The organism is Hydrogenophaga sedimenti (assembly GCF_051857515.1).
In the GTDB taxonomy this organism is placed as follows: domain Bacteria; phylum Pseudomonadota; class Gammaproteobacteria; order Burkholderiales; family Burkholderiaceae_C; genus Hydrogenophaga.
Genome location: NZ_JBPZHA010000005.1, coordinates 348,673 through 368,098, shown reverse-complemented (window position 1 = coordinate 368,098; position 19,426 = coordinate 348,673). Strand labels below are relative to the sequence as shown.

The following is a 19,426-nucleotide window of genomic DNA, read 5'->3' as shown; positions in this document are numbered from 1 at the left end:
CCACCTCCGGGGCACCCAGCCCCGACGACCCTGCAGCCATCCATCCATACCTCAAGGAGCCACCGATGCTGAACACCGACCTGATCACCGACGGACATGCCCTGATCGACGCCGACCCCGCCCGCGGGCAGGCCAACCGCCGCACCGCACTCAAGGCCGCGCTCGGCGTGGGTTATGCGGCGGCCGTGCTGCCCGCGCTGGCCCAGACCGCGGTCAAGACGCCCGCCGATGGCCTCACGGCCGGCGAGGTCGTGATCGACGTCAACGGCTTCAGGATGCCGGCCTACCGTGCGGCGCCGGTCGGCAAGACCGGACTGCCGGTGGTGCTGGTGCTGTCAGAGATCTTCGGTGTGCACGAATACATCGCCGACACCGCGCGCCGCTTTGCCAGGGCGGGCTACCTGGCGATCGCGCCCGAGCTGTTCGTGCGCCAGGGCGATGCCAAGTCGGTCAGCGACATTGCCAAGCTGATGTCCGAGGTGATCGGCAAGGTGCCCGACGCCCAGGTGCTGGGCGATCTGGACGCGACGGTGAAATGGGCGGCGGCCAACGGCGGCGACACCAGCAAGCTGGGCGTGACCGGTTTCTGCTGGGGCGGCCGCGAGGTCTGGCTGTACGCGGCGCACAACCCGGCGGTCAAGGCGGGCGTGGCCTGGTACGGGCGGCTGGTCGGTCAGGCCAGCGAACTGACGCCGAAGCACCCGGTCGACATCGCCGCCGGCCTGCACGGCCCGGTGCTGGGCCTGTATGGAGGGGCCGACACCGGCATACCGCTTGACACGATTGATAAGATGAAATCAGCCTTGGCGGCGGGCAGTGCCGCGGCCAAGGCCTCGAACTTCGTGGTGTACCCGGACGCGCCGCACGCCTTCCACGCCGACTACCGGCCGAGCTTCCGCAAGGAGCCGGCCGAAGACGGCTGGAAGCGGGCGCTGGCCTGGTTCCGGCAGAACGGCGTGGCCTGACACGTCGCTGCCAACACCCACATCGGGGCCGCGGTTTGCGGCCCTTTCTTTTGGTGGATGGAATCTGATGACCCTGATTGCAATTCTGTTGGGCACCGTGGCGGCGGGCGTGGGCAGCGTGTGGCTGGCGGCCGTGCTGGGCATGGCCATGCTGGCGCGTTTCACACAGCACATGCTCAGCCTGGCGGCGGGCGCGCTGATGGCGACCGCCTTCATGCACCTGCTGCCCGAGGCCTTCGAAAGCCAGATCGAGGCGCACACCCTGTTCGGCCTGCTGCTGGGCGGCCTGGTGTTCTTCTTCCTGCTCGACAAGGCCGAGCTCTGGCACCACGGCCACGAACACCACCACGGTGGCGGTGCGCACGGGCACGGCCATGCCCATGAGGACACCCACGGACACGACCACCACGACCACGACCGCCACGACCACGGCCAGCGTTCGGGTGGCTGGGCGGTGCTGGCAGGCGACAGCGTGCACGCCTTCGGCGACGGCATCCTGATTGCCTCGGCCTTCGTTGCCGACATGCGGCTGGGCGTGGTGACGGCGCTGGCGGTGCTGGCGCACGAGGTGCCGCACCACATGGGCGATCTGGTGGTGCTGCAGCAGACCTCCCGCACGCGCCGCACCGCGCTGATCAAGGTGTCGCTGGCGGGCACGGTGACCGCGCTGGGGGGCATGGTGGGCTACTTCCTGCTCGAACCGCTGCACGACTACCTGCCGTATTTCCTGGTCGCGGCCTCCAGCAGCTTCGTCTATGTGGCGCTGGCCGACCTGATTCCCCAGCTGCAGAAGCGTCTGGGCCTGCGGGAGACGGTGGCGCAGGTGGCCTGGCTGCTGACGGGCATTGGTCTGGTGTCGCTGGTCAGCGGCATCGCCCACAGCGCGCACTGAGCATCCGCCGTCGGCGGCGGCGCTCATTGCAGGACGTCGCTGCCGAAGGAAAACTCGAAGCGGGCGCCCTGGCCCACGGTGCCCTCGCCGCGGATGTGGCCACCGTGGCGCTCCAGGATGCGCCGCACCGTGGCCAGCCCGATGCCGGTGCCCTCGAACTCGTTGCTCGCATGCAGGCGGGTGAAGGCCTTGAACAGGCGGTCGGCGCGCGAGGGATCGAAGCCGGCGCCGTTGTCTTCCACGCTGAACACCGCCGGGCCGCCATTGGCGCCGTGCACCAGGCGCAGGCGGATGTGCGGATCGGTCGCGTGCCGCGTGTACTTCCAGGCATTGCCCAGCAGGTTCTCCATCACGATGTGCGCCAGCCGCGGGTCGCAGTCGGCGATCAGGCCGGGTTCGATGTCGATCTTCACCGGCCGCGTCGGGTCGCGGTGGCGTTCCTGCCGGATCACGTCCTCGGCCAGTTCGCTGATGTTGGTGTGCATGCGCTGCAGCGTGCCCTGGCTCACGCGGGCCAGCGCCAGCAGGTCGGTGATGAGCCGGTTCATGCGCTGCACCGAGGTGTCCACGCGCTCGAACAGCATTTCTTCATCCGCGGTCAGGCGCGGGGCCAGCTGTTCGCGCAGCAGGTGGTTGAAGCCGTCGATCGAGCGCAGCGGCGATTTCAGGTCGTGCGAGACGGTGTAGGCGAAGGCGTCCAGCTCGCGGTTGAGGTATTGCAGCTGGGCCGTGCGTGCGGCCACGCGCTGCTCCAGCGTGTCGTGCAGTTTGCGGATCTCGCGGTCGCGCTGCAGCCGCAGCAGCTCGGCGTTGCAGCGGCTGGCGAAGATGGTCAGCAGGGCATCGATTTGTGAATCCTGCGGCGGGGGCCGGCGCCACACGGCGGTGAGCAGGCCGACGGCCGAGCCGTCGGCGTCGCGCAGTGGCAGGCCGACAAACGCGTGCAGTTCGGTCTCGGCAAACGGGGGCACCAGCGGCAGGTGGGTGGCGGTCGGGCTGGTGAAGCGCAGCAATTCCGGCTGTTGCAACGCCTGCTCGCACATGCTGTCCTGCAGCACATGGCTGACGTTGGGTTGCAGCACGCCGTCCCAGACCATGGACAGTGTGTTCAGGTGCCGTCCGGCATCGACCTCACCGACCATCACGCCATCGGCGCCGATCGCACTGGCCAGCCGCTCGACCAGCGACCGGAAGAAGGCCTCGCCTGTCTCGCCCGACACCCCCTTGGCGACGTTCAGCAGCATGGCTTCGCGGCGTTTTTCGTCGGCCACATTGAGCGTGAACGAGAGGGCGCAGGGCTCGCCATCGATCTCGATGATCTCGGCCCAGACACGGACGTCGACTACCGCGCCGGACTTGGTGCGCATGCGGGTCTCGTGCGCCTGCAGGCGGCCGTCGCGCTGCAAGGTGGAGACGTAGCGCTGGCGGTCGGCTTCGCTGACCCATACACCGACCTCGGTCGAAGTCTTGCCGGCGAAATCGGCCTGGGTCCATCCCAGCACCCGCTCGTTGGACGGGTTGACCTCGACGAACAGGCCGTCGCGCAGGCGCGTGATGGTCATGCCCAGCGGGCTGAAGTTGAAGGCCTTGGAGAAGCGCTCGCGAGACTGTTCCAGCTCCCGGCGCGAGGCAACTTCGGCAGACACGTCGATCACCACCGCGATCAGCAGCCGCTCGCTGCCGCTGTCGGTGACCTCGGCATAGACCGTGGCGTGGAACTCGCTTCCGTCGCGCCGCAGCGCCCGCACGCGCAGGCCGCTGACCCGGCCTTGCGTATCGATGCCGTGGCGAAAGCGGGCGTGTTCGTCCGGGTTCGCCCACAGCTTTGGGGGGCGGTGGCCGACCAGATCCGCATGCCGGTGACCGAACAGCGACTGGAAGGCCTCGTTGGCATCGATCACGTCCCGCGTGTCGAGCGACTGGACCAGGCAGGCCGCCGGGGTGCTGCGGAACAGGGCCTGGAAACGGGCCTGGCTCAGCCGCAGCAGGTGCTCGACCTCGTGCGCGTGCTCCAGCGTGATGTGCTGCGTGCGGTAGGCATCGACCAGACGCCGCCGCCCGAAATTGACGGTGATCACCAGGCTGACGAGCACCACGGTCTGGGTGATCCAGACCGCCCAGCCGGTCTGCGTCGGCGGGGTCGGCAGCATGCCAGCGTTTTCCGCGATGTTGAGCACCGCCAGCAGCGCGATGCCCAGCGCCGCACTGATGATCATGTTGCGCCGCGACAGCAGGATGCCCGAACCCACCACCGCGGCCATCATCACCAGGATGGCCATGCTGCGCACCGTGCCGTGTGCGGCGGTGGCGGCCCCGGAAGCAACGATCAGCATGTAGACCAGCAGCGTCGCCACCAGCCGCCGCGGGCCACGCAGGTACATGAGCAGCAGGCCGTAGGTGCACAGCGTCAGCGCGATCGCCACCCAGGTCAGCGGTCTGATGCCATCGCGCAGGTAGACGCCGAAAGACACCAGCGGTCCGGCCACGCCGATGCAGACCAGCAGCGCCAGCAGTGAACGCTCCTGGTATTGCTGCAGGTGCAGGGGCTGGTCGGGGGCCAGCGGATCGTCGGAGTAGAAGGGGGATGTCACAGGCGGGCCGCTGGCGTCAGTGAAAAACGGAACTCGGCGCCTTGCCCGGGACGGGCAAAGCCTTCGATGTGGCCACCGTGGCGTTCGACGATGCGGCGCACCGTGGCCAGACCGATGCCGGTGCCTTCGAATTCGCTGGGGCCATGCAGGCGCTGGAAAGGCTTGAACAGCTTGTCGGCGTAGGCCATGTCGAAGCCGACCCCGTTGTCGCGCACGGTGAAACCGCCGGGATGGGCCGCGTCGGCGGGCCGCCGCCGCAGCTCGATCATCGGCGCGGGCTGGTCGCGGGAGTACTTCACGGCGTTGCCCAGCAGGTTTTCCAGCACGATGCGGGCCAGCCGCGGGTCGCAGCGGCACGACAGCCCGGGCTCGATCTGCCAGGAAAGCGGGCGGTCGGGCTGCCTGGCCTGCTCTGCCTGCATCACCTGTTCGGCGATGTCGCTGAGGTTGATGTTGCCCAGCTGGAGTTCGCCCTGGCTCACCCGCGCCAGCGCCAGCAGATCGGCGATCAGGGTGCTCATGCGCCGGGTCGAGGCCAGCACCCGGTCGAACAGCTGCTCTTCGTCGGGGCTGAGACGGCCCTGCAGCTGTTCGCCCAGCAGGCGGGTGAACCCGTCGATGGCCCGCAGGGGCGACTTCAAGTCGTGCGAGACCGAGTAGGCGAAGGAGTCGAGTTCGGCGTTGAGCTTTTCCAGTTCGGCCGTGCGCAGGCGGACCCGTTGCTCAAGCGTCGCATGGAGCCGCTGGATTTCCCGTTCGCGCTGCAGCCGCATCAGTTCGGCGGTGGCGCGCCCGGAGAAGATCGACATCAGCGCGCGCATTTCCGCACCGACGGTGATCGGCTGGCGCCACAGTGCCTTGAGCACGCCGATGGGCGTGCCGTCCTGGTCGTGCAGGCATTGCCCGACGTAGGCCTGCGCGACTTCACCGGGGTTGATGCCCTCCCCGGGAAGGGGGGCGGACAGGCCGCTTTCCAGCACATGGAGCTCGCTGAGCCGGAGCGTCTTCTCGCACGGGGTGCCGTGCGGGTCGTCGATGAAGTTGGGGACGGACTGGCCGTCTTTCCAGACCGACAGGGTGTGCATGCGCTGGTCGGGCTGCAGCTCGCTGACCACCACCACATCGGCCTTGAGCGACAGCGCGGCGTGGCGTGTGAGCGCATCGAAGAAGGCCGGGCCGGTCTCTCCGGTCAGGCCTTGCGCCACGCTCAGCAACAGGGCCTCGCGGCGCTTTTCTTCGGAGACGTTGACGGTGGACGAGAGGATGCATTCCTGCCCGTCGATCTCGATCGGCACCGCCCACAACCGCACGTCCACCAGGTCGCCTTCCCGGGTGCGCATGTGGCTGTCGTAGGCATTGACCCGGCCGTCGCGGCGCAAGCGGTCGACGAAGGCCTGGCGTGCCTCGGGGCTGAGCCAGGCGCCGGTCTCCAGGGTGGTCCTGCCGCGCAGCAGCTCGGCGCTCTGCTCCTGCGGGATGTCTTCCGAGCGGTTGACCTCCAGGATCATGCCGTCCGAAAGACGCGTGATCGAGAGATTCATCGGGCTGAAATTGAAGGCCTTGGCAAAGCGTTCTTCGGAGCGCCGCAGGCGCTCGACCGCCTCGTCCCGCGCGGTGATGTCGGCCACGGTGGTGATGATCAGCCGGTCTTGCGGATCGTTGCCCATCTCGCTGGAGATCAGGGCCTCGAAGCGGCTGCCATCGCAGCGCAGGCCGGTCACGTGTTCCTGTTCCGCACGCCGGTCGGTGAACAGGCGCCGGAGATAGCTCTCGCGCTGTTCCGGCTCGGCCCAGAGGACGGTGTCGGTGCGGCCGAGCATCTGGTCGCGGGTGTAGCCGTAGCAGCGCTCAAAGGCTGGATTCACGTCCAGGATCGCACCGCTGCGCGCCGACTGCGCCAGCATGGGGCTGGGGCTGGTGCGGAAGATGCGGGCGAAGCGTTCGTTGCTGCGGTCGCGTTCCTGCTCGATGCGCTTGCGGTGTTCCAGCTCCTCCATCTGCGAGGCGAAGGCCAGCTGTGCCCGGATGCGGCTGTAGTACACCAGCACCGCGACCACGCTCAGGACCGTGGCATGCGTGAGCCAGACCTTGAGGCCCACCTGGAAGTTGGGCGTCTTCATCCAGCCGCCGGCTTCCGCGAGCGTGAGCAGGCCCAGGGAGGTCACGCTGTACACCACCGAACCGATCAGCGCCGTGCGGCCCAGAAAGATGCCTGCACCCGCCACCGCCGCGACGAACAGGAAACCGCCGGCGGTGCGCACCGATCCGAACGCCAGCACCTGCAGGCTGCCGGCGGTCAGCACCGAATACACGACCAGATGGGGCATGTAGGTGACGTAGCCGCGGCGCAGCAGCAGCACGGCCAGCCAGCCGATGGCGGCCACCGCCGCGGTGGCCCAGGTCTCCAGCGGGTTGGGACTGGAGAGATAGACCAGCGGCGCGAGCACCGTCGCGGCGACCGCGATCAGCCACGCGACCACCCGCATCGTGGCGGCGCGGAAGGCGATTTCGGTAGCCGCGGGTGAAGGCAGGTCGGTGGCGGTCACGTGGAGGCGGCGGGTGTGGTCAGTCCAGCAACGGTTTCGGGTCTGTGCGATGGAATGGCCGGACACCTCTCTTTTCGGTTCAACCGGAGGAAACTTGACTCTGTGCGCAGGGCAGACCCGGCGTGTTGCACCACTCGCTCCAGCTGCCGGGGAAGAGCCTGCTGCGGCCCAGCCCGGCGATCTCCATCGCCAGCAGGTTCGGGATGGCGCTCACGCCGCTGCCGCACTGGTGCACCACGCTGGCGGGCTCGCGGCCGGCCAGCAGCTGTTCGAACTCGGCCCGCAGCTGCGAAGGCGACTTGAACAGGCCGTCCGGGCCGAGGTTGTCGGTGAACGGGCGGTTCAGGGCGCCAGGGATGTGACCGGCGACCGGGTCCAGCGGCTCGACCTCGCCCCGGAAGCGCGCGGCGCCCCGCGCATCGATCACGGTCAGGTCGGGGTGGCCCAGGCGCTGTGCCACCGCCTGTGCGCCCAGGGTGTCCGCCAGCGGCGGGCGCAACCCGAACGCGCCTTCCGCGCCGGCGACGGGTGCCGACGGACCGGTCGCGGTGGCGCCGCCACCGGCCTGCCAGGCGGCCAGGCCGCCATCGAGCACCGCCACGGCTTCGTGGCCGCACCACTTGAGCATCCACCACAACCGGCCGCAGTAGTTGGCGCCCTGGCGGTCCATGACCACGGCCTGCATCTGCGAGCCCAGGCCCAGCGCCTGCAGCCGCCGGGCAAAAGTCTCCCGCGAAGGCAGCGGGTGGCGGCCGCCGCTGGCGCGGTCGCTGCCGGTCTTGTCGCTCAGGTGTTCGTCGAGGTCGACGTGCACCGCGCCTGGGAGGTGGGCGGACTCGAACTGCTGGCGCCCGGCGGCGGGGTTGGTCAGGTCAAAGCTGCAGTCCATGACCAGCAGCGGCTGGCCGCCGGCAATCAGTGCCTGCAGCTGGGGGACGGAAATGAGGGTGGTGAACATGCTCTGCATTCTGGAGCAGAGCGTTGTCCAAGGCGATCCCACCAAAGGACTACACGGCCGATCGCACCGTGCAGCCGGACACGCGATCAGTGTTCTTCGGCCGGTGCGTGGGGCACGGCGTGCTCGCGCAGCACGGTGGCGGTGATGCCGCTGGCGATGATCAGCCCCATCCCCAGCCAGCCGATCAGGGGCATCTGGTCGCCGAACACGGTCAGGCTGTAGATGCCCGCGAACACGATGCCCGAGTACTGCAGGTTCGCGACCACCAGGGTGGCGCCGCTGGCGTAGGCGCGGGTCATGCACAGCTGGCCGAGCACCGCGAGCAGGCCGATGGGCAGCAGCCACAGCGCGGCGGTCCCGTGCCAGGGAGAGATGCCGACAAACGCCATGCCCAGCGCGCCGGCCAGCACCGCGCCGAGGGAAAAATAGAACACCGTGCGGGTTTCGGGTTCACCGACCTTGGACAGCGCCGAGACCTGCAGGTAGGCCAGCGCCGAGGTCACGCCCGACAGCAGCCCCACCAGGGCACCGATCAGCTGTTCGGGCGCGATGGTGGGGCGCAGCACCATGGCCACGCCCGCGAAGCCGGCCAGCACGGTGGCGAACAGCGGGCCCTGGCGCAGCAGCGCGATGTCGCGGCCCTGCATCAGCAGCGCACCGCCCAGCAGGAAGGCGGCGATCCAGATGCTGCTCATGTAGTTGAGCGTCATCGCCGTGGCCAGGGGCAGGATGGCGATCGAATAGAACCAGGCGGTCAGCGAGAGCGTGCCCACGATGCTGCGCCACACGTGCATGGCCGGCACGGTGGTGCGCAGCGAGACGCCGCGCGCCCGGGTGACCCACCAGAGGAATCCGACGCCGAACAGGCCGCGGTAGAAGACGATCTCGAAGCTGTTGAAATGCACCGAGGCGAACTTGATGCACACCCCCATGGTGGCAAACAGGAACGCCGCCAGCAGCATCCACAGCGCTTGCATCAGGGCGTGCTCATCCGGGCGCGGTACCACTCGTGGAAGTGCTGCATGCCATCTTCCATCGGGCTCTGGTAGGGGCCGACCTCGTTGTCGCCGCGCGCCAGCAGGGCCTTGCGGCCGGCATCCATGCGCTCGGCGATCTCGTCGTCCTCGATGCAGGTCTCCATGTAGGCCGCGCGCTGGGCTTCGACGAATTCGCGCTCGAAGGCCGCGATCTCCTCGGGGTAGTAGAACTCGACCATGTTCAGGGTCTTGTCGACGCTGATCGGGTGCAGGGTCGAGACGGTCAGCACGTGCGGGTACCACTCCACCATGATGTGTGGGTAGTAGGTCAGCCAGATGGCGCCGTGGTCGGGCGCGGCGCCATTGCGGTACTGCATCAGTTGCTGGTGCCAGCGCTGGTAGACCGGGCTGCCGGCCTGGCCGAGCAGGTTCTGTGCACCCACGGTCTGCACCGAATACTCCGGCTTGAACTCCCAGCGCAGGTCGGAGCAGGTCACGAACTGGCCCAGCCCGGGATGGAAGGGCTCGACGTGGTAGTCCTCCAGATAGACCTCGATGAAGGTCTTCCAGTTGTAGTTGCAGGTGTGCAGCTCGACGTGATCGAGCACCATGCCGTCGAAGTTCAGCGCCGATCGCGGCCCCATGCCGGCCAGGTCGGCTTCGATGTCGCGGCCGTTGTCCTCGAACAGCAGGCCGTTCCACTCGCGCAGGGCGTAGCGGTTCAGGTCCAGGCAGGGATCGTGCGAGAAATGCGGGGCGCCCAGCAGGCTGCCCAGCTTGCTCTGGGCGGACTGGCCGCCGTTGTAGGTCCAGCGGTGCAGCGGGCAGACGATGTGGCCGCCGCTGTGGCCCTTGGCGTTCTGTCCCAGGTTGCCGCGGCCCTTGAGCATCACGGCCTGGCGGTGGCGACAGATGTTGGAGACCAGTTCGACGCCGTTGGCGGTGCGCACCAGGGCGCGGCCTTCACCCTCGTGCGGCAGGGCGTAATAGTCGCCGGTCTCGGGAACGGCGTTGGCATGCCCCACGTAGCGGGGCCCGCGCTGGAAGATCGTTTCAAGTTCCCGTCGGAACAATGCCTCGTCGAAATAGCTGGAAACCGGCAATTGGCTTTCGGCCTGCTGGAGTTGAAGACTCAAATCAGACATGGTGGTCTTGACCTAAAGACTCCCCCTATGAAGGGGCAGGAGCGCGTAACGGTTGAACGATCGGCGCGGGTGGGTGAAGTGCTGCGTCCCTCCGGGCGTATGAGGCCCGTCAGTTGAACAAAAAAGAGGCGGGATTGTACCCCCGGGGACCCTCTGGCCCGTGCGGGTTCGGGGTGCAACGGCCTGCGGTGGATAAAATCCGCGTTTGTCCGCGCCATCCCTACGGCCTCCCACGAATGACATCTTCCAGCCCAGCGAAAGCCCCCCGCAGCGCCCGTGCGCCCGAACGCACCGAGCCCGCGGCCAGCTATGAAGCCGCGCTTGCCGAGCTGGAACAGCTGGTTGCCCAGCTCGAAGGCGGGCAACTGCCGCTGGACCAGCTGCTGACCCGCTACCAGCGCGGCGCCGAACTGCTGGCCTTCTGCCGTTCCCGGCTGGAGGCGGTGGAGAACCAGATCAAGGTGCTCGAAGGCGGCGAACTCAAACCCTGGGACAGCCAATGAGCGCGGTGCTTTCGAACAACGCCGGGTTCGTCGCCTGGCGGTCGCTGCAGCAGGAACGGGTCGAGCAGGCCCTGTCGGCCTGGGTCTCGGCCGACGCGCCGGCCGGTCTGGGCGAGGCCATGCGCTATGCGGTGCTGGACGGCGGCAAGCGCCTGCGCCCGCTGCTGGCACTGGCGGCCTGCGAGGCCGTGCAGGGGGATGCCGCCGCCGCGATGCGCGCGGCCTGTGCGGTCGAGCTGATCCACGCCTACTCGCTGGTGCACGACGACATGCCCTGCATGGACAACGACGTGCTGCGCCGGGGCAAGCCCACGGTGCATGTGCAGTTCGGCGAAGCCCAGGCCCTGCTGGCCGGTGACGCGCTGCAGGCGCTGGCGTTCGAACTGCTGGTCCCCGACGATGGTTCCATGGCCGGCACGCTCTCGGCCCGCCTGTGCCGCCAGCTCGCCCAGGCCGCCGGGGCTGCCGGCATGGCCGGCGGGCAGGCCGTCGATCTGGCCAGCGTGGGCATTGCGCTGGACCGCCCGGCGCTGGAAGCGATGCACCGGCTCAAGACCGGCGCGCTGCTGCAGGCCAGCGTGATGATGGGGGTGTCCACCGCCACCGTCGATGCTGCGGTCCAGGCCCATCTCTCGGCCTACGGTGCCTGTCTCGGTCTGGCGTTCCAGGTGGTCGACGACATTCTGGATGTCACCACCGACTCCGCCACGCTGGGCAAGACCGCGGGCAAGGACGCTGCCAGCGACAAGCCCACCTTCGTTTCCCTGATGGGACTGGCGCAGGCGCAGGCCTACGCCGACCAGGTGCTGGACCAGGCGCACGGCGCCCTGACCGCCAGCGGACTAGCCCACACCGACACCCTGCACGCGCTGGCCGACTGGGTCGGTCGCCGTGTTTCCTGAATGACGGACGCATCGCTGCGCAGCGAAACCCACCTCGCCATGAGCAACCTCCTGTCCACCATCGAATCACCGGCCGACCTGCGCCGCCTCAGCCGCGCGCAGCTGCGCCCCCTGGCCGACGAACTGCGTGCCTTCGTGCTCGACAGCGTGTCCAAGACCGGCGGCCACCTCAGTTCCAACCTGGGCACGGTCGAGCTTACCGTCGCACTGCACTATGTCTTCAACACACCCGAAGACCGTCTGGTGTGGGACGTGGGCCACCAGACCTATCCGCACAAGATCCTGACCGGTCGTCGCGAGGGCATGGCCTCTCTGCGCCAGCTCGGCGGTGTCAGCGGCTTCCCGCGCCGCGACGAAAGCGAATACGACACCTTCGGCGTCGGCCATTCGTCCACCAGCATCTCGGCCGCGCTGGGCATGGCGCTGGCGGCGAAGATGAAGGGCGAGAGCCGCCACTCGATCGCGATCATCGGCGACGGGGCGATGACCGCCGGCATGGCCTTCGAGGCACTGAACAACGCAGGCGTCGAACACGGCCGTCTGCTGGTGATCCTCAACGACAACGACATGTCGATCTCGCCCCCGGTGGGCGCGCTCAACCGTTACCTGGCGCAGCTGATGAGCGGCCAGTTCTACGCCGCCGCCAAGAACGTCGGCAAGACCGTGCTCAAGGGCGCGCCGCCGCTGTTCGAGCTGGCCAAGCGGCTGGAGGAACACGCCAAGGGCATGGTGGTGCCCGCCACGCTGTTCGAGAAATTCGGCTTCAACTACGTCGGTCCGATCGACGGCCACGACCTCGACTCGCTGATCCCGACGCTGGAGAACGTGCGCCACCTCATCGAACACGGCGACGGTCCGCAGTTCCTGCACGTCGTGACCCGGAAGGGGCAGGGCTACCAGCGGGCCGAGGCCGATCCGGTGGCCTACCACGGCCCCGGCAAGTTCGACCCGGCGGTGGGTCTGGTCAAGCCCGCCACGCCACCGAAACCCACCTTCACCCAGGTCTTCGGCCACTGGCTGTGCGACATGGCCGCAAAGGACGACAAGCTGGTCGGCATCACGCCGGCCATGCGCGAGGGCTCCGGCATGGTGGAGTTCCACCAGAAGTTCCCCGACCGTTATTTCGATGTCGGCATCGCCGAGCAGCATGCGGTGACCTTCGCCGCCGGCCTGGCCTGCGAGGGCATGAAGCCGGTGGTCGCGATCTATTCGACCTTCCTGCAGCGCGCCTACGACCAGCTGATCCACGACGTCGCGCTGCAGAAGCTGCCCGTGGTGTTTGCACTCGACCGCGCGGGGCTGGTGGGTGCCGACGGCGCGACCCACGCGGGCGCCTATGACATCGCCTTCCTGCGCTGCATCCCGAACATGTCGGTGGCTTGCCCCTCCGATGAGGCCGAGACGCGGCAGCTGCTTTCCACGGCGTATGGGCAGGACCACCCTGTGGCCGTGCGTTACCCGCGCGGCGCCGGTGTGGGCGCGGCCGTGCCGGCCAGCCTCGACGGGCTGCCGTTCGGCAAGGGCGAAGTGCGGCGCCGCGGTCGCGGCATCGCCGTCCTGGCCTTCGGCACCCTGTTGCATCCGTCGCTGGTGGCGGCCGAGGCGCTGGGCCTGAGCGTGGCCAACATGCGCTGGGCCAAGCCGCTGGACCTGGACCTGCTGCGCGAGATGGCGCAGAACCACCAGGCGCTGGTCACGGTGGAAGAGGGCTGCGTCATGGGTGGGGCGGGCAGTGCCGTGCTGGAGGCCTTGCAGGCCGAAGGACTGAGCCTGCCGGTGCTGCAACTGGGCTTGCCCGACGAGTTCATCGAGCACGGCGATCCGGCAAAGCTGCTGGCCAACGTCGGTCTGGACGCGGCCGGCATCGAGCGTTCGATCCGCCAGCGGTTTGCCGACGTGCTCGGAGGCGCAGGCCTCAAGGTCGCTGCGTAACTTTTTTCACGCTGTGCGTGAAGCCGTTTCACGAGACGGCGGTGCAAGCTTGCAAAAGCCTGAATGCTCAAGTGGTCGTGCTCTCATTTCGAGGGAAAACCCCCACGAATGAGGGGGGGGCGCTTTCTACAATGGCCTCGACTGTAGAAGTCCCTGCCTCTCAAGGGCGGGCGTGAAATCAACCACGGAGTCAAATCACATGGATCGTCGTTCCCTCATCAAGCACGCAGGCATTGCCGGCGTGCTGGCCGCCGGCACCGCACCGGCGGTGTACGCGCAATCCGCCATTCGCTGGCGCCTGGCCTCCAGCTTCCCCAAGGCGCTGGACACCATTTACGGCGGCGCTGAGACCTTCTCCAAGTACGTCAGCGACATGACCGGGGGCAAGTTCACCATCTCTGTGCATGCCGGCGGCGAGCTGATGCCCGCATTCGGCGTGGTGGACGGCGTGCAGCAAGGTACCGTCGAGTGCGCCCACACCGCTCCGTACTACTTCTTCGGCAAGGACGAAACCTTCGCGCTGGACTGCGCCATTCCGTTCGGCATGAACAGCCGCCAGATGACGGCCTGGATGTTCGAAGGCAACGGCATGAAGCTGATGCGCGAGTTCTACGGCGAGTTCAACATCGTCAACTTCCCGATGGGCAACACGGGTGCCCAGATGGGCGGCTGGTACCGCAAGGAAATCAACACGCTGGAAGACCTCAAGGGCCTGAAGTTCCGCACCGGCGGATTCCCCGGTCGCGTGATGGAGCGCATGGGCGTGGTGCCGCAGAACATCCCTGGCGGCGAGATCTACCAGGCGCTGGAAAAGGGCACGATCGACGCCGCCGAATGGATCGGCCCGTACGACGACCTGAAGCTGGGCTTCAACAAGGTTGCCAAGAACTACTACTACCCCGGCTGGTGGGAAGGCGGCCCGCAGCTGTCGCTGCTGGTCAACAACAAGGCCTATGCCGCGCTGCCCAAGGAATACCAGGCCATCCTGGATGCCGCTTCGGCCTACGCACACGTCGACATGCAGGCCAAGTACGACGGTCGCAACCCGGGCGCGCTCAAGCAGCTCGTGGGCGCTGGCGTGAAGGTGTTGCCGTTCTCCAAGGTCATCATGGACGAAGCGTTCAAGCAGGCCATGGCGCTGTATGACGAAATCAGCGCCAAGAATCCGAAGTGGAAGAAGATCTATGCCGACTACTCGGCCTTCCGCAAGGACCAGAACCTGTGGTTCCGCTTTACCGAAGCGACGTTCGACCGCTACATGCAGTCGGCCAAGCTGTAACCGGTAGAAATCCCGCAAAAAAACCCCGGACGACGGGGTTTTTTTGCGTGGGGATCATGCTGACATTTTTCTGACGCACCCGCCACCCACTGGGGTCTCCCATGCCACTCCTACTCAAGATCTCCCGTCTGATCGACGCGTTCAGCAACCTCGTGGGCAAGCTGTCCATGTGGATGATCCTTGCCACCACGCTCATCAGTGCCGGCAACGCCATCGTTCGCAAAGCTTTCGACATGAGCTCCAACGCGTTCCTTGAAATCCAGTGGTACCTGTTTGCTGCGGTTTTCATGCTGGGCAGCGGCTATGCCTTTCTCAAGAACGCGCACGTGCGCATCGACTTCATTTCGTCCAAGTTCAGTGCCCGTGGCCGCAACTGGGTGGATGTCTTCGGCATCATCGTTTTCCTGTTCCCGCTTTGCTACATGCTGGCCACTCTGGGCTGGCCGCTGTTTGTCAACGCCCTGAAGACGGGAGAAATGTCGTCCAACGCTGGCGGACTGATCCGCTGGCCGGTCTATTTCCTCATCCCTGCCGGTTTCACGATCCTTGCGCTGCAAGGTTTGAGCGAGCTGATCAAGCGACTCGCCTTCCTGACCGGCAACGGTCCCGACCCGCTGGCCCATGACGGACCTTCGGAAGAAGAACTCCTCGCCCAGCAACTGCTGGAAGAAGAACAGCAGCGCCTGCAGGGAGCCAACTGATCATGGAATTCATTGCACAAAATTTCGTGCCGCTGATGTTTGGCGGCCTGCTGGTGTTCCTGCTGTCGGGGTTCCCGGTGGCATTCGCACTCGCCGCGACCGGCCTGTTTTTCGGCTTTGTCGGCATGGAGGTCGGACTCTTCCCGTCCAACCTGTTCCAGGCGCTCCCGCTGCGTGTCATGGGCATCATGCAGAACGACACGCTGCTGGCCATCCCGTTCTTCACCTTCATGGGCATCATCCTGGAGCGAAGTCGAATGGCGGAGGATCTGCTGGAAACCGTGGCCCAGGTGTTTGGTCCCGTGCGAGGCGGTCTGGCGGTCGCCGTGATTCTGGTGGGTGCGCTGCTGGCAGCGACCACGGGCGTGGTGGCGGCGGCGGTGATTTCCATGGGCCTGATCTCGCTGCCCATCATGCTGCGCTATGGCTACAACCGCACCATCGCGACCGGCACCATCACCGCGTCCGGCACGCTGGCGCAAGCCATCCCGCCGTCTCTGGTGCTGATCGTGCTGGCCGACCAGCTGGGCCGTTCTGTCGGTGACATGTATGCCGGCGGTCTCGTGCCCGGCCTGATGCTGGTGGGTCTGTACCTGCTGTTCATCGCGGCAGTGGCCATCCTCAAGCCCGACTGGGTGCCTGCGCTGCCCGTCGAGGCCCGCATCTACAACGAACCCGACGGCACCAGCGGTCACCGCTCGCTGCTGGTCCTGCTGCTGATCTGCGGCGTCGCCAGCTACGGCTGGTCGCAGGTGCACAACTCGATCATCAATCCGCTGGTCCACCGCGACGGCAAGGCGCCCGGCGATGAGGTCGTCATCCTGTCGATCACAGTCGGTTCGCTGCTGGCCCTGGGCCTTGCGCTGATCAACCGCGCCACCCGCATGGGTCTGCTCTCCCGCCTGGGCGAGCGCGTGACCTTCGTGCTGATTCCGCCCCTGGTGCTGATCTTCCTGGTGCTGGGCACGATCTTCCTGGGCGTGGCAACACCGACCGAAGGTGGTGCCATGGGTGCGCTGGGCGCGCTGATCATGGCCGGTTCGCGCAGCCGCCTGAGCATCGAGCTGATGAAGCAGGCGCTGGAGAACACGACCAAGCTGGCGGTCTTCGTGCTGTTCATTCTGATTGGTTCGACGGCGTTCAGCTTCACCTTCAATGCGGCCGATGGCCACATCTGGGTCGAACACCTGTTCACCAAGTTGCCCGGTGGTGCCATGGGCTTCCTGATCATCGTGAACCTGCTGGTGTTCGTGCTGGGCATGTTCATCGACTTCTTCGAGATCGCCTTCATCGTGGTGCCGATGCTGGCTCCGGTGGCGGCCAAGCTGCTGCCGTCGTTGCTGCCGGAGGGTGCGCCGCCGGAAATGGCGCTGGTCTGGTTCGGCATCATCCTCGCGATGAACCTGCAGACATCGTTCCTGACCCCGCCATTCGGCTTCGCGCTGTTCTATCTGCGCTCGGTGGCTGCGCGCAGCGACTACACCGACCAGATCACCAAACAGCGCATTCCGGCGGTGACGACGGCGCAGATCTACAAGGGATCGATCGCCTTCATCGTCCTGCAGCTGATCATGGTGGTCGCCGTTGTGCTCTATCCCAGCCTGGTGACCGGCAACATCGAGGCGACCACCAAGATGGACGAGTCCACCGTGAACGACATGCTCGACAAGATGCAGGATCTTCAGGAGGAGCCCGCCAAGCCGGACGCTGCGCCCGCGGCGCCGCTATCGGGTGAGGTCAAGGCGCCGGAAGCCGCGGCTCCTGCAGCTCAGGAGGAGGACCCGGGCAAGGCACTGGCCGACGAGCTGAAGAAGGACCAGAAGGGGCAATAAGCCCTTTCACCAGGGAGCACCATGCAGATCGATGTCAAGGTGCTGGATCCGCGGATGGCGGACCAGCTTCCTACCTACGCAACAGCGGGCAGCGCAGGCCTGGACCTGCGCGCCTGCCTGGACGCGCCACTGACCCTGGCGCCCAACGCCTGGCAGCTGGTGCCGACCGGCCTGGCGATCCACCTGTCCGATCCGGGCTACGCGGCCGTGATCCTGCCGCGCTCGGGCCTGGGCCACAAGCACGGCATTGTGCTGGGCAATCTGGTGGGGCTGATCGACAGCGACTACCAGGGCCAGCTGATGGTCAGTGCCTGGAACCGCAGCGACGTGGCGTTCACCATCGAACCGATGGAACGCATCGCGCAGATGGTGATCGTGCCGGTGGTGCAGGCGCGCTTCAACGTGGTCAGCGAGTTCTCGCAGTCCAGCGAGCGCGGTGCCGGCGGATACGGGTCCACTGGCCGGGGCTGATCCGGCCGGACGTGGTCAGTGCAGAGTGCGGGGGGCCGCCGGTGATGCCGCATCGGCGTCCGGCTCGTCGACCTGCATACGGAAGAAGCCCGTGCCCAGTGAGCCCTGGCCAACTTCGCTGACCGTGGCTTCGCGCACCGAGTGCACCTTCAGCCGGACGCGCAGCGCGATGCCGGCCAGCGGGTGGTTGCCGTCCATGACCACATGGTCAGGGTAGATGTCGCTGACGAAGTAGAGGCGGTCGCGTGGCGCCGTCGGGTTGCTGCCTTCGGGCAGGCCCTCGAAGCCCATGCCTTCTTCCAGATCCTCGGGAAACAGATGCCGCGGCTCCAGGAACAGCAGCCGGTCGTCGTAGTCGCCGAAGGCGTCCTGCGGCTCCAGCTGGAATTCCAGCGAGTCGCCGGCGACGTGCCCTTGCAGGGCCTTTTCCAGGCTGGCAAGCAGGTCGGTTCCGCCCACCAGGAACTCGACCGGCTCGTCCAGCACATCCAGTTCTTCGCCCAGCGTGTCCTTGAGCGTCCAGGTCAGTCCGACGACGCATTGATCGGTGATTTTCATCCGACAATTGTCCCATGACACCACACACCGTATCCAGCCAGGGCGCACTGCCCGTGGACCAGCCGGCACAAATGCTCGGCGGTCTCACTCCTGCCCAGTTCATGCGCCGCTACTGGCAGAAGAAACCGCTGCTCATCCGCAATGCGTTCCCCGGTTTCCAGCCCTTGCTCAGCCGCACGCAGCTGTTTGCCATGGCCGGCAACGAGGCCGTCGAGTCTCGGCTGATCGTGCACCGCGAGAGCGGCTGGAAGCTGCGCCACGGCCCGTTTGGCAAGAGTGCGTTTCCGCCGTTTCGCCAGCCGCGCTGGAGCCTGCTGGTGCAAGGGGTGGACCTGCATCTGGACCCGGCCCACGAACTGCTGCAGCGCTTCCGCTTCGTGCCCGACGCGCGGGTCGACGACCTGATGATTTCCTGGGCCAGCGATGGCGGTGGCGTGGGGCCGCATTTCGACAGCTACGACGTGTTCCTGCTGCAGGCCAGCGGACAGCGCCTGTGGCGCATCGGGCGGCAGAAAGACCTGTCGCTGGAGCAGGGCGTGCCGCTGAAGATCCTCAGCCATTTCCAGCCCGAGGAGGAGTACCTGCTCAATCCCGGCGACATTCTCTATCTGCCACCGCGCTGGGCCCACGATGGCATCGCCGTGGGCGACGACTGCATGACCTATTCCGCCGGTTTCCGGGTGCCGCAGCGCGGTGGTCTGGCCGGTGAACTGGCCCTGCGCATGGCCGACGAATTCGAGGACAGCACGCTTTACCGCGACCCCGGGCAGGACGCCACGGCCCACGCGGCCGAGATCCCCGCAGGACTGCAGGACTTCGCCGCGGACGCATTGCAGCGCATGCTGTCCGACCGCCGCTCACTGGCCTGTGCGCTGGGCGAGGTCATGACCGAACCCAAGCCGCGCGTGTGGTTCGACGAACCGGTCGCCGAATGGCATCCGGCCGGTGTCAGGCTGGACCGCCGCACACGCATGATGTATGACCGGGAGCACGTCTTCATCAATGGCGAAAGCTTCCGTGCTGGCGGATCGGACGCCAGGCTGATGCGCGAACTGGCCGACCAGCGCGGACTCTCCGCCGCCCGGGTAGCCCGAGCGAGCGAGGGGGCACAGCAACTGCTGCGCGATTGGTTCGACGCGGGCTGGCTGCAGCTGCTGCCTTGAACACGCCTTCA

General features: G+C 67.0%; 16 protein-coding genes. 10 read left to right on the top strand and 6 right to left on the bottom strand.

Going from position 1 to position 19,426, the window contains the following annotated elements:
• Positions 1-65: 65 nt before the first annotated feature.
• Together ACS5NL_RS11125 and ACS5NL_RS11120 are read left to right on the top strand one after the other, a co-directional pair.
• Positions 66-965, top strand: coding sequence for a dienelactone hydrolase family protein (locus ACS5NL_RS11125; RefSeq protein WP_439353855.1), 900 nt, complete (start codon positions 66-68; stop codon positions 963-965).
• Between the two features lie 67 nt (positions 966-1,032).
• Positions 1,033-1,857: a ZIP family metal transporter gene (locus ACS5NL_RS11120; protein WP_439353854.1), complete on the top strand. Its 825-nt coding sequence runs from the start codon at positions 1,033-1,035 to the stop codon at positions 1,855-1,857.
• A gap of 23 nt (positions 1,858-1,880) precedes the next feature.
• Here ACS5NL_RS11120 and ACS5NL_RS11115 read toward each other — a convergent pair whose 3' ends face one another.
• The 5 genes from ACS5NL_RS11115 to ACS5NL_RS11095 form a co-directional block, all read right to left on the bottom strand.
• Positions 1,881-4,448, bottom strand: a complete 2,568-nt coding sequence (locus ACS5NL_RS11115; RefSeq protein ID WP_439353853.1) for a PAS domain-containing sensor histidine kinase — start codon at positions 4,446-4,448, stop codon at positions 1,881-1,883.
• Complete coding sequence (locus ACS5NL_RS11110; RefSeq protein WP_439353852.1) at positions 4,445-6,994, bottom strand: PAS domain-containing sensor histidine kinase; 2,550 nt, start codon at positions 6,992-6,994, stop codon at positions 4,445-4,447. The genes ACS5NL_RS11115 and ACS5NL_RS11110 overlap by 4 nt, the downstream gene beginning before the upstream one ends.
• 79 nt (positions 6,995-7,073) lie before the next feature.
• Positions 7,074-7,952, bottom strand: a complete 879-nt coding sequence (locus tag ACS5NL_RS11105; RefSeq protein WP_439353851.1) for a sulfurtransferase — start codon at positions 7,950-7,952, stop codon at positions 7,074-7,076.
• A gap of 86 nt (positions 7,953-8,038) precedes the next feature.
• Positions 8,039-8,929: a DMT family transporter gene (locus ACS5NL_RS11100; RefSeq protein ID WP_439353850.1), complete on the bottom strand. Its 891-nt coding sequence runs from the start codon at positions 8,927-8,929 to the stop codon at positions 8,039-8,041.
• Positions 8,929-10,074 (bottom strand): aromatic ring-hydroxylating oxygenase subunit alpha, encoded by a 1,146-nt coding sequence (locus tag ACS5NL_RS11095; protein WP_439353849.1) that lies wholly within the window; start codon positions 10,072-10,074, stop codon positions 8,929-8,931. Before ACS5NL_RS11095 ends, ACS5NL_RS11100 begins: the two co-directional genes overlap by 1 nt.
• 236 nt (positions 10,075-10,310) lie before the next feature.
• Between ACS5NL_RS11095 and ACS5NL_RS11090 the strand changes: the two genes are divergently transcribed.
• The 7 genes from ACS5NL_RS11090 (at position 10,311) to dut (ending at position 17,694) form a co-directional block, all read left to right on the top strand.
• Positions 10,311-10,577, top strand: a complete 267-nt coding sequence (locus tag ACS5NL_RS11090; RefSeq protein ID WP_439353848.1) for an exodeoxyribonuclease VII small subunit — start codon at positions 10,311-10,313, stop codon at positions 10,575-10,577.
• Positions 10,574-11,479 (top strand): polyprenyl synthetase family protein, encoded by a 906-nt coding sequence (locus ACS5NL_RS11085; RefSeq protein ID WP_439353847.1) that lies wholly within the window; start codon positions 10,574-10,576, stop codon positions 11,477-11,479. Before ACS5NL_RS11090 ends, ACS5NL_RS11085 begins: the two co-directional genes overlap by 4 nt.
• Positions 11,480-11,518: 39 nt before the next feature.
• The gene (dxs, locus tag ACS5NL_RS11080; protein WP_439353846.1) at positions 11,519-13,411 is read left to right on the top strand and encodes a 1-deoxy-D-xylulose-5-phosphate synthase; all 1,893 of its coding nucleotides are present in this window, start codon (positions 11,519-11,521) and stop codon (positions 13,409-13,411) included.
• Between the two features lie 199 nt (positions 13,412-13,610).
• Positions 13,611-14,690, top strand: a complete 1,080-nt coding sequence (locus ACS5NL_RS11075) for a TRAP transporter substrate-binding protein (protein ID WP_439353845.1) — start codon at positions 13,611-13,613, stop codon at positions 14,688-14,690.
• Positions 14,691-14,791: 101 nt separating this feature from the next.
• The gene (locus tag ACS5NL_RS11070) at positions 14,792-15,391 is read left to right on the top strand and encodes a TRAP transporter small permease subunit (protein ID WP_439353844.1); all 600 of its coding nucleotides are present in this window, start codon (positions 14,792-14,794) and stop codon (positions 15,389-15,391) included.
• Between the two features lie 2 nt (positions 15,392-15,393).
• Positions 15,394-17,223, top strand: a complete 1,830-nt coding sequence (locus ACS5NL_RS11065) for a TRAP transporter large permease (RefSeq protein WP_439353843.1) — start codon at positions 15,394-15,396, stop codon at positions 17,221-17,223.
• A 21-nt stretch (positions 17,224-17,244) separates the two neighbouring features.
• Positions 17,245-17,694, top strand: a complete 450-nt coding sequence (gene dut / locus ACS5NL_RS11060) for a dUTP diphosphatase (RefSeq protein ID WP_439353842.1) — start codon at positions 17,245-17,247, stop codon at positions 17,692-17,694.
• 15 nt (positions 17,695-17,709) lie between these two features.
• Here dut and ACS5NL_RS11055 read toward each other — a convergent pair whose 3' ends face one another.
• Positions 17,710-18,252: an FKBP-type peptidyl-prolyl cis-trans isomerase gene (locus tag ACS5NL_RS11055; RefSeq protein ID WP_439353841.1), complete on the bottom strand. Its 543-nt coding sequence runs from the start codon at positions 18,250-18,252 to the stop codon at positions 17,710-17,712.
• A gap of 47 nt (positions 18,253-18,299) precedes the next feature.
• Here ACS5NL_RS11055 and ACS5NL_RS11050 point away from each other — a divergent pair, with 47 nt between their 5' ends.
• Positions 18,300-19,415: a JmjC domain-containing protein gene (locus ACS5NL_RS11050; RefSeq protein WP_439353867.1), complete on the top strand. Its 1,116-nt coding sequence runs from the start codon at positions 18,300-18,302 to the stop codon at positions 19,413-19,415.
• Positions 19,416-19,426: the final 11 nt, after the last annotated feature.

Coding starts and splice junctions, on each gene's coding strand:
- ACS5NL_RS11090 (WP_439353848.1), top strand. CDS start 10,311: ATGACATCTTCCAGCCCAGCGAAAGCCCCCCGCAGCGCCCGTGCGCCC.
- ACS5NL_RS11105 (WP_439353851.1), bottom strand. CDS start 7,952: ATGTTCACCACCCTCATTTCCGTCCCCCAGCTGCAGGCACTGATTGCC.
- ACS5NL_RS11075 (WP_439353845.1), top strand. CDS start 13,611: ATGGATCGTCGTTCCCTCATCAAGCACGCAGGCATTGCCGGCGTGCTG.
- ACS5NL_RS11095 (WP_439353849.1), bottom strand. CDS start 10,074: ATGTCTGATTTGAGTCTTCAACTCCAGCAGGCCGAAAGCCAATTGCCG.
- ACS5NL_RS11100 (WP_439353850.1), bottom strand. CDS start 8,929: ATGCAAGCGCTGTGGATGCTGCTGGCGGCGTTCCTGTTTGCCACCATG.
- ACS5NL_RS11065 (WP_439353843.1), top strand. CDS start 15,394: ATGGAATTCATTGCACAAAATTTCGTGCCGCTGATGTTTGGCGGCCTG.
- ACS5NL_RS11070 (WP_439353844.1), top strand. CDS start 14,792: ATGCCACTCCTACTCAAGATCTCCCGTCTGATCGACGCGTTCAGCAAC.
- dxs (WP_439353846.1), top strand. CDS start 11,519: ATGAGCAACCTCCTGTCCACCATCGAATCACCGGCCGACCTGCGCCGC.
- ACS5NL_RS11055 (WP_439353841.1), bottom strand. CDS start 18,252: ATGAAAATCACCGATCAATGCGTCGTCGGACTGACCTGGACGCTCAAG.
- ACS5NL_RS11125 (WP_439353855.1), top strand. CDS start 66: ATGCTGAACACCGACCTGATCACCGACGGACATGCCCTGATCGACGCC.
- ACS5NL_RS11120 (WP_439353854.1), top strand. CDS start 1,033: ATGACCCTGATTGCAATTCTGTTGGGCACCGTGGCGGCGGGCGTGGGC.
- ACS5NL_RS11085 (WP_439353847.1), top strand. CDS start 10,574: ATGAGCGCGGTGCTTTCGAACAACGCCGGGTTCGTCGCCTGGCGGTCG.
- dut (WP_439353842.1), top strand. CDS start 17,245: ATGCAGATCGATGTCAAGGTGCTGGATCCGCGGATGGCGGACCAGCTT.